Annotated in this window: 6 protein-coding genes and 1 pseudogene; 3 read left to right on the top strand and 4 right to left on the bottom strand. The window is 52.3% G+C overall.

Annotated features, from left to right (window positions below):
• A pseudogene (locus ATB02_RS18370) lies at positions 1-443 on the top strand (dihydrolipoyl dehydrogenase); the annotation flags it as partial.
• A gap of 69 nt (positions 444-512) precedes the next feature.
• Here ATB02_RS18370 and ATB02_RS18365 read toward each other — a convergent pair.
• The gene (locus ATB02_RS18365; protein ID WP_105272038.1) at positions 513-2363 is read right to left on the bottom strand and encodes a DUF3300 domain-containing protein; all 1851 of its coding nucleotides are present in this window, start codon (positions 2361-2363) and stop codon (positions 513-515) included.
• Positions 2364-2717: 354 nt separating this feature from the next.
• Here ATB02_RS18365 and acnB point away from each other — a divergent pair, with 354 nt between their 5' ends.
• Both acnB and yacL read left to right on the top strand, forming a co-directional pair.
• Complete coding sequence (gene acnB / locus ATB02_RS18355; RefSeq protein WP_001355211.1) at positions 2718-5315, top strand: bifunctional aconitate hydratase 2/2-methylisocitrate dehydratase; 2598 nt, start codon at positions 2718-2720, stop codon at positions 5313-5315.
• Positions 5316-5489: 174 nt separating this feature from the next.
• Positions 5490-5852 carry a protein YacL gene (gene yacL, locus ATB02_RS18350; RefSeq protein ID WP_000384317.1) on the top strand — a complete coding sequence of 121 codons (363 nt, stop codon included), beginning with the start codon at positions 5490-5492 and terminating at the stop codon, positions 5850-5852.
• 37 nt (positions 5853-5889) lie between these two features.
• On the opposite strand, the gene speD is transcribed toward yacL, so the two are convergent.
• From speD to ATB02_RS18335, 3 genes are all read right to left on the bottom strand, one after another.
• On the bottom strand, positions 5890-6684 hold the full coding sequence (gene speD, locus ATB02_RS18345) for an adenosylmethionine decarboxylase (RefSeq protein ID WP_000734290.1): 795 nt from the start codon (positions 6682-6684) through the stop codon (positions 5890-5892).
• A gap of 15 nt (positions 6685-6699) precedes the next feature.
• A complete protein-coding gene (gene speE / locus ATB02_RS18340; protein ID WP_000818419.1) occupies positions 6700-7566 on the bottom strand; it encodes a polyamine aminopropyltransferase in 867 nt (288 codons plus the stop codon).
• Between the two features lie 105 nt (positions 7567-7671).
• Positions 7672-8019 carry a YacC family pilotin-like protein gene (locus ATB02_RS18335; RefSeq protein ID WP_001295568.1) on the bottom strand — a complete coding sequence of 116 codons (348 nt, stop codon included), beginning with the start codon at positions 8017-8019 and terminating at the stop codon, positions 7672-7674.
• Positions 8020-8180: the final 161 nt, after the last annotated feature.

Here is an 8180-nt window from a genome sequence, read left to right as displayed (position 1 = left end):
GTCACGTTGCCGCTGAAGTTATTGCTGGTAAGAAACACTACTTCGATCCGAAAGTTATCCCGTCTATCGCCTATACCGAACCAGAAGTTGCATGGGTGGGTCTGACTGAGAAAGAAGCGAAAGAGAAAGGCATCAGCTACGAAACCGCCACCTTCCCGTGGGCTGCTTCTGGTCGTGCTATCGCTTCTGACTGCGCAGACGGTATGACCAAGCTGATTTTCGACAAAGAATCTCACCGTGTGATCGGTGGTGCGATTGTCGGTACTAACGGCGGCGAGCTGCTGGGTGAAATCGGTCTGGCAATCGAAATGGGTTGTGATGCTGAAGACATCGCACTGACCATCCACGCGCACCCGACTCTGCACGAGTCTGTGGGCCTGGCGGCAGAAGTGTTCGAAGGTAGCATCACCGACCTGCCGAACCCGAAAGCGAAGAAGAAGTAATTTTTCGTTTGCCGGAACATCCGGCAATTAAAAAAGCGGCTAACCACGCCGCTTTTTTACGTCTGCAATTTACCTTTCCAGTCTTCTTGCTCCACGCTCAGACAGCCGTTCGCGTACTGCTGACCGTTGCTCGTTATTCAGCCTGGCAGTACGGTTACTGTCGTTTAGACGTTGTGGGCGACTCTCCTGAACTTTCTCCCGAAAAACCTGACGTTGTTCAGGTGATGCCGATTGTATACGCTGGCGGGCGTTATCACGTTGCTGTTGGTTCTGTGGGCGCTGCTGTACTTTTTCCTTAAACACCTGGCGCTGCTCAGGCGAGGCAGACTGAATACGCTCACGCGCTGCCTCTCTTCGCTGCTGGTTCTGTGGGTTAGTCTGCATTTTCTCGCGAACCGCCTGGCGCTGCTCAGGCGAGGCTGACTGAATACGCTCACGTGCCGCTTCTTTTCTCTGCTGGTTCTGCGGGTTAGTCTGCATTCTCTCGCGGACTGCCTGGCGCTGCTCAGGAGAGGCCGACTGATAACGCTGATGAGCGGCGTCCTTTTGTTGCTGGGTCAGTGGTTGGCGACGGCTGAAGTCGCGGAAGTCGTCATAGCTCCCATAGTGTTCAGCTTCATTAAACCGCTGTGCCGCTGCCTGACGTTGGGTATCTCGCGTAATGACGGGTGTGGCGTGTGTTCGTTGCTGAAACTGACTTGCTGCCGCCTGACGCTGGCTGTCGCGTGTTGGAGCAGGTAACTGCGTGGCGCTCATGCCGCCGTTGACATCGGTTTGGTGAAACCGCTTTGCCATATCCTGATCATGATAGGGCACACCATTACGGTAGTTTGGATTGTGCCGCCATGTCATGTTCTTATCAGTAAGATGCTCACCGGTGATACGGTTGAAATTGTTGACGTCGATATTGATGTTGTCGCCGTTGTGTTGCCAGCCATTACCGTCACGATGACCGCCATCGTGGTGGTGATAATCATCATCGTCATGATGATGGTCATGATCGTCATCGTCCCAGTCGATGCTGCTGAATAGTGCGTACGTGGTAGCAACGCCCATGCTATAGCCGAATCCGCGCACAAAGCTGTCAACAAACGGTTCTCCGGCTGGTGGTGGCAGATAAACCGGCGGATACGCAGTATTGGCCCAGTTCCCGTAAACCACGGTTGGGTTGTAGTTGGGAATATAGACCACATCAGGATTGGCGGGCTCAATGGAAATGACGGTTGTTGCAGGCTCTGTAATGACAGGGTTGGCAGTTGTAACGGTATTGGATGGTATGACGGGAGCCGTGACTGTCTGTTTTACCGGTATAGCTTTCTTCGTTGTGGTAATAACTTTCTGTTCGGTTGATGACTTCAGCGAGCCGGTTTGTTGCGCCAGTTGCCGCAACCGCTGTACCGAGTCCATCACGTCCTGCGGCTGCGCCAGAAAAGCATCGCCCAGGTTTTGCACCCATTGCGGGTTTTCGCCCATCAACGCCATCAACTGTGGAAAGGCTACCAGTGATTTGACGCTGGCGTCCCACGGCTGGTCAGATACCGCCTGAATAGCAGCATCGCCTTGTTTAAGTGGATTATCGTGCGACCATTGCACTGCTTGCGCAACGTTTGCCGGATAGGTTGATGCCATTAACACTTGTGAAAGCAAAGAGTCGGGGTACAGCGCGACAGGTGCAACCCATTGATCTATTTGCGCAGTGCTGAATGCGGTTTTAACGACGGCGGGCGTTACGGGCGGTGCGGAAACCGTTGCAGGAAGCGTAACTGCGGTGATGTCAGGCGCAGCCAGTTGTGTCGATTGCGCTTCCACAGGCGCTTCCACTGTGCGGCTTTTTATATATAGCCCGGCAGAGGCGGCACAAAGCCCGGCACTGCAAATTAGCGCCAGCACATGGGGTTTAAACGGCAAAGAAATTTTCATAATTCGGATCTCAAGGAAATCGCAATGGTCGGCGAACTGCCACCCGCAGGTGCTGTGAATCCGAGTATAAAGAGGCGGTAGTTTAAATTTTGACTAATCTTGGGTTTTGTTGAGAAAGGTGATTATCACCATGCGAATTAACGAGGTTTTTACGGAGGGAAACAATCTCTAGACTATCCTTAACGATTCAGCCACTTTTTTATGTTGCTTTTTTGTAAACAGATTAACACATCGTCAAAATCCTGCTATTCTGCCCGTTGCGGTACTGGGCATTTACCCTACAAACTGCTGTCTCACAGGAGCGTGAAGAGAATCGCCTGCCGCACTATGACAATGAGAGCGAGGAGAACCGTCGTGCTAGAAGAATACCGTAAGCACGTAGCTGAGCGTGCCGCTGAGGGGATTGCGCCCAAACCCCTGGATGCAAACCAAATGGCCGCACTTGTAGAGCTGCTGAAAAACCCGCCCGCGGGCGAAGAAGAATTCCTGTTAGATCTGTTAACCAACCGTGTTCCCCCTGGCGTCGATGAAGCCGCCTATGTCAAAGCAGGCTTCCTGGCTGCTGTCGCCAAAGGCGAAGCTAAATCCCCACTGCTGACTCCGGAAAAAGCCATCGAACTGCTGGGCACCATGCAGGGTGGTTATAATATTCATCCGCTGATCGACGCGCTGGATGATGCCAAACTGGCACCGATTGCTGCCAAAGCACTGTCCCACACGCTGTTGATGTTCGATAACTTCTATGACGTAGAAGAGAAAGCGAAAGCAGGCAACGAATATGCGAAGCAGGTAATGCAGTCCTGGGCAGATGCCGAATGGTTCCTGAATCGCCCGGCGCTGGCTGAAAAACTGACCGTTACCGTCTTCAAAGTAACTGGCGAAACCAACACCGATGACCTTTCTCCGGCACCGGATGCGTGGTCACGCCCGGATATCCCACTGCACGCGTTGGCGATGCTGAAAAACGCGCGTGAAGGCATCGAGCCAGACCAGCCGGGTGTTGTTGGTCCGATCAAGCAAATCGAAGCTCTGCAACAGAAAGGTTTCCCGCTGGCCTATGTGGGTGACGTTGTGGGTACCGGTTCCTCGCGTAAATCTGCGACTAACTCCGTGCTGTGGTTTATGGGTGAAGATATTCCTCATGTACCGAACAAACGCGGCGGTGGTTTGTGTCTCGGCGGTAAAATTGCGCCAATCTTCTTTAACACAATGGAAGACGCCGGCGCACTGCCAATCGAAGTCGACGTCTCTAACCTGAACATGGGCGACGTGATTGACGTTTACCCGTACAAAGGTGAAGTGCGTAACCACGAAACCGGCGAACTGCTGGCGACCTTCGAACTGAAAACCGACGTGCTGATTGATGAAGTGCGTGCTGGCGGCCGTATTCCGCTGATTATCGGGCGTGGCCTGACCACCAAAGCGCGTGAAGCACTCGGCCTGCCACACAGCGATGTGTTCCGTCAGGCGAAAGATGTCGCTGAGAGCGATCGCGGCTTCTCGCTGGCGCAGAAAATGGTCGGTCGTGCCTGCGGCGTGAAAGGCATTCGTCCGGGCGCGTACTGCGAACCGAAAATGACCTCAGTCGGTTCTCAGGACACCACCGGTCCAATGACCCGTGATGAACTGAAAGACCTGGCGTGCCTGGGCTTCTCGGCTGACCTGGTGATGCAGTCTTTCTGCCACACCGCGGCGTATCCGAAACCAGTTGACGTGAATACGCACCACACGCTGCCGGACTTCATTATGAACCGTGGCGGTGTGTCGCTGCGTCCGGGTGACGGCGTAATTCACTCCTGGCTGAACCGTATGCTGCTGCCGGATACCGTCGGTACTGGCGGTGACTCCCATACCCGTTTCCCGATCGGTATCTCTTTCCCGGCGGGCTCTGGTCTGGTGGCATTTGCAGCTGCAACAGGCGTAATGCCGCTGGATATGCCGGAATCCGTTCTGGTTCGCTTCAAAGGCAAAATGCAGCCAGGCATCACCCTGCGCGATCTGGTACACGCCATTCCGCTGTATGCGATCAAACAAGGTCTGCTGACCGTTGAGAAGAAAGGCAAGAAAAACATCTTCTCTGGTCGCATTCTGGAAATCGAAGGTCTGCCGGATCTGAAAGTTGAGCAGGCCTTTGAGCTGACCGATGCGTCCGCCGAGCGTTCTGCTGCCGGTTGTACCATCAAGCTGAACAAAGAGCCGATCATTGAATACCTGAACTCTAACATCGTCCTGCTGAAGTGGATGATCGCGGAAGGTTATGGCGATCGTCGTACCCTGGAACGCCGTATTCAGGGTATGGAAAAATGGTTGGCGAATCCTGAGCTGCTGGAAGCCGATGCTGATGCAGAATACGCAGCAGTAATCGATATCGATCTGGCTGATATCAAAGAGCCAATCCTCTGTGCACCGAACGACCCGGACGACGCACGTCCGCTGTCTGCGGTACAGGGCGAGAAGATCGACGAAGTGTTTATCGGTTCTTGCATGACCAACATCGGTCACTTCCGTGCCGCCGGTAAACTGCTGGATGCGCACAAAGGTCAGTTGCCGACCCGCCTGTGGGTGGCACCGCCAACGCGTATGGACGCCGCGCAGTTGACCGAAGAAGGCTACTACAGCGTCTTCGGTAAGAGTGGTGCACGTATCGAGATCCCTGGCTGTTCCCTGTGTATGGGTAACCAGGCGCGTGTAGCGGACGGTGCGACGGTGGTTTCCACCTCTACCCGTAACTTCCCGAACCGTCTGGGGACTGGCGCGAACGTCTTCCTGGCTTCTGCGGAACTGGCTGCTGTTGCGGCGCTGATTGGCAAACTGCCGACGCCGGAAGAGTACCAGACCTACGTGGCGCAGGTAGATAAAACAGCCGTTGATACTTATCGTTATCTGAACTTCAACCAGCTTTCTCAGTACACCGAAAAAGCGGATGGGGTGATTTTCCAGACTGCGGTTTAATAAGTAAGCGCACCCGCTGCGCATAAACGAGACAATGCCCGGTGAATGAGATTCCCGGGCATTTTTTATTTCTAAACCATCGCCGTTCCGCTGTTTTTCTCCGATAAGGCTGCGATAATTAAATCAATGGCGCAATGCGATTTCGGCGCATTGCCGGGAGCAGAGGAACACACTATGGATTACGAATTTCTGCGTGATGTAACCGGAGTGGTAAAGGTGCGCATGTCCATGGGGCATGAAGTCATCGGGCACTGGTTTAATGAAGAAGTGAAAGAAAACCTGGCCTTGCTTGACGAAGTGGAAGACGCAGCGCGCACGCTCAAAGGCAGCGAACGTTCCTGGCAGCGGGCAGGGCATGAATACACCCTGTGGATGGACGGTGAAGAGGTGATGGTTCGCGCCAATCAACTGGAATTCGCTGGCGATGAAATGGAAGAGGGGATGAACTACTACGACGAGGAAAGCCTGTCGCTGTGCGGCGTTGAGGACTTCTTGCAGGTAGTGGCGGCTTATCGCGATTTTGTGCAGCAGAAGTAGATAAATCTGGCGGAGCCTGCGAGCTCCGCCAGAGCCGTTAAACAGCTGGCATATTGCGCCCGTAATAAATCTCGCGCATTTCTTTCCACAGCGCAGCGGTAATTTCCTGGCGCTCGCTGTCGGTTAAATCTTCCGGTTTAGTGTGGAACATGTAGTGCTTAAGATCGAACTCTTTAAGCAACATTTTTGTATGGAAGATATTTTCCTGATAGACGTTCACATCCACCATGTCATACAGCGCCTTCATATCCTCGGACATAAAGTTCTGAATCGAATTAATCTCATGGTCGATAAAGTGCTTCATACCGTTAATGTCGCGGGTAAAACCGCGCACGCGATAATCAATGGTCACGATATCGGATTCAAGCTGGTGGATCAGGTAATTCAGTGCCTTCAACGGAGAAATCACGCCGCAGGTCGAGACTTCAATATCAGCGCGGAAGGTACATAAACCGCCTTCAGGATGGCTTTCCGGATAGGTATGTACGCAAATATGACTTTTATCGAGATGGGCAACGACCGTTTCTGGCAGTGGTCCAGGGTGTTCTGTTTTGTCGATAAGTTTCGGGTCGACCGGTTCTTCACTCACCAGAATAGTGACGCTGGCACCCTGTGGTTCGTAATCCTGGCGGGCGATGTTAAGAATATTGGCTCCGATAATGGAACAGGTTTCTGACAGAATTTCGGTCAGGCGGTTGGCATTATAGAGTTCATCGATATAAGCGATATAACCGTCGCGCTCTTCGGCAGTTTTGGCATAGCAGATATCGTAAATACAAAAACTCAGACTTTTGGTCAGATTATTAAAGCCATGCAGTTTCAGTTTTTTCAATTTCTTATCTTCTCCTTAGGACGGCTGTGAGGCCAGTGCGTCTTGCAGATACTGAGGTAAGGCAAAAGCTGCCGTATGGACTGCCGGATTGTAATAACGGCATTTCAGGCCAGAGGCGAGAAAACGCGCCTGAATAATTTCGCTTGAGAGATGGCGTAAGGCGTCGTTATCTGTCGCCCATGCAAAGGTCATGATGCCGCCGTAATAGGTCGGGATTGCCGCCTGATAAAAGCCAACATCGCTGAAGTAATGGCTGAGTTTACGATAGCTGTCAATGGCCTCTTCCTGCTGTAAAAAGCAGACGCCGTTCTGTGCGACAAAAATACCGCCAGGATTCAGGCAACGTTTGCAGCCTTCATAAAATGCTGAGGTGAAGAGACTTTCGCCGGGACCGATAGGATCGGTGCAGTCGGAGATAATGACATCAAAGGTCTGGCTGGTTTGATTAACGAAATTGACGCCATCGTCGATCACCAGTTTAAAGCGCGGATCGTCGTAGCTACCGGCGTTATGGTTGGGCAGATACTGACGGCAGAACGACACGACACCCGCATCGATTTCCACCATCGTGATTGACTCAACGTTTTTATGTCGGGTCACTTCACGCAGCATGGCACCGTCGCCGCCGCCGATAATCAGCACATGTTTCGCGTGACCGTGGGCTAATAGCGGAACGTGGGTCATCATCTCATGATAGATAAACTCGTCGCGCTCGGTGGTTTGTACTACGCCATCCAGCGCCATTACGCGACCAAATGCGGCGTTCTCAAAAATGATCAGATCCTGGTGATCGGTCTTTTCATGATACAGAACGTTATCTACAGCAAAGTACTGCCCAAACTGGTCGTGTAGCGTTTCATGCCACTGTTTTTTTTCGGCCATGGGTTGATACCTCCTTTGTTAACACCCGTAAAAAAAGGGCGCAACATAATAGCTAACATTGACCGCGGATGCACGGTCAATATTTCTACAAAAAGGTATCAGGGATTATTTGACGTAGGCAAGCAGGCTTAAGGAATCGCGAGCCAGGGCTTTGCATTTTTTAGCGACGGGAATGCCGATGCCGCTGAGATCGCGGTAGCTGTCTTCACCGAGGGCTTTCATGTCGAAGGTATCGTAGTTGCTGAGATCCCACTGGTTTTGCTGGGCGAAAAAGACCAGTGCGCGACGAATCTGCCCGTTTGGTAAGTTCTGGTAACCACAATCGTTCTTCAGAAAGACAAAAACTGCCGTTAAATCGGCCATATCTTCGGCTTCAGACTCGCTGAGCGCGTAACTGTTTGCGCAGACGGCCATCAAGCTGCCGAATAACACTGTTCTGAAAAACGTCTTCATTGCTTCTACCAGGGGCTTAAAGAAGATAAACGTTAGCACACTGCGAGCGAGGCGACGACCATTATTGTTGATTAAATTGTGTCTGCGGCTTGACCTTCCCGTAAGGGGAAGGACTATGCTCAACGTTTGATTTTGTTTCGCCTGCTTAAGAATAAGGAAAT

This window comes from Escherichia sp. MOD1-EC5189 (assembly GCF_002966045.1).
Lineage (GTDB): Bacteria > Pseudomonadota > Gammaproteobacteria > Enterobacterales > Enterobacteriaceae > Escherichia > Escherichia coli_F.
The sequence above is the reverse complement of the archived record's forward strand: the minus strand, read 5'-3'. Positions and strand labels throughout refer to the sequence as shown.